Annotated in this window: 2 protein-coding genes and 1 pseudogene; all 3 read right to left on the bottom strand. The window is 38.2% G+C overall.

The features are described 5' to 3' along the window. Window positions 1-639 (bottom strand): annotated as a pseudogene (locus D3222_RS24660) (replication endonuclease); the annotation flags it as partial. A gap of 25 nt (window positions 640-664) precedes the next feature. Beyond that, the gene (locus D3222_RS26930; protein WP_118985537.1) at window positions 665-871 is read right to left on the bottom strand and encodes a DUF3850 domain-containing protein; all 207 of its coding nucleotides are present in this window, start codon (window positions 869-871) and stop codon (window positions 665-667) included. 48 nt (window positions 872-919) lie between these two features. Next, window positions 920-1,264: hypothetical protein (locus D3222_RS26410; protein WP_232832679.1), on the bottom strand; the 345-nt coding region annotated here is incomplete at its 5' end.

The raw sequence follows: 1,264 nt of genomic DNA, 5'->3' as shown, positions 1-1,264 counted from the left end.
CCATTGATCTGACATCATGCGCAGCAATCCGGCACATAGCATATCACGTATCCGCTTTAAACGGATGTACCACCATTGATGCCAATATGGGGCTATCGTTCCCGCTTGCTGTGTCAATTTAGCCAAACGGGTATAGACGTGAATTAATCTACGGCAAGCGTCCTGCTCATTCTGTAGGGCCTGTTCAACATATTGGTCGTAACTCTCAGCCATAAACCGCGCAATCTCATGCGCAAGCTGTTTTATCTCTTTACGTCCTAATGTTGGCAATTGTTCCAGTGATTCGATAAACGGGAACGGCATAACACCAGATACGATATGCTGGAACTGGTATTGTTCATTGACCAATTTTAACCGTGGTAATACGTTCTCGCAGAACTGACGTAAAAACGCATTAGCCCGGCGGCGACCAGATTGATTGAAAATGTTGGCATAACGTGTTGCAAGGTAGATCGCCAGTGAATGCGGCACATTCTCAAGATATTGATGCCGCCATGCATAATCGTTGGGATTTGCCTCCCACATAATACGTTCAGCCAGAGTTGCGTCATTCGGCAACCCTGGCTGAAATTCTATACTCTGGCGATACATTGAACGCAGTGCATCGCCGTTATTTTCTTCTTTTCTTTCAATATTCATGTTACAAACAATTAACGGGAATTAATTAAAATAAAAACAAAACAAATTCTTCCGCTATCTGCGGATACAAATCTTTATTAATTACCGTTACATGGGTTATTTTTCCTGAAATCAATCTTCCTATGAAATTTCCATTATCATCAATTTTATTCAATGCAAGAAAATCACCTGTTTTATATTCTCGATCATTTACTCTAAATTCTGCTTTTTTCTCTCCGTTATCGATAGCTATAAAATAAACTCTTTTTTAAATGATGAGTTTTGTTTTTCACTTTCATAATTATTCACCCTCACGAAAGAAAAAATTCGGTGATAGCGATGTAAGTTCATATCTGATATTTCCATATGAATAATCACAGCTAACATCATCTCTTATGACAGAATTAACGATAAAGGTTTTAACCCTAACGCCTTTATATTCACGCAAAATAACAATATCGTTTTCCTCAATCACGGGCATAAATACCGATACATCAATGCAAAGCTGATGATTTGACACAATGCAATCAAACTTTCTAGTTGTTAGATCATGATATCTAGTCATCCCATACACAAGCTGATGATTTGACACAATGCAATCAAACTTTCTAGTTGTTAGATCATGATATCTAGTCATCCCATACAC

It is taken from the genome of Photorhabdus sp. CRCIA-P01 (genome assembly GCF_003545805.1).
In the GTDB taxonomy this organism is placed as follows: Bacteria; Pseudomonadota; Gammaproteobacteria; order Enterobacterales; family Enterobacteriaceae; genus Photorhabdus; species Photorhabdus antumapuensis.
Note: the sequence above shows the minus strand (reverse complement) of the source record. Positions and strands in the feature narration are given on the sequence as shown.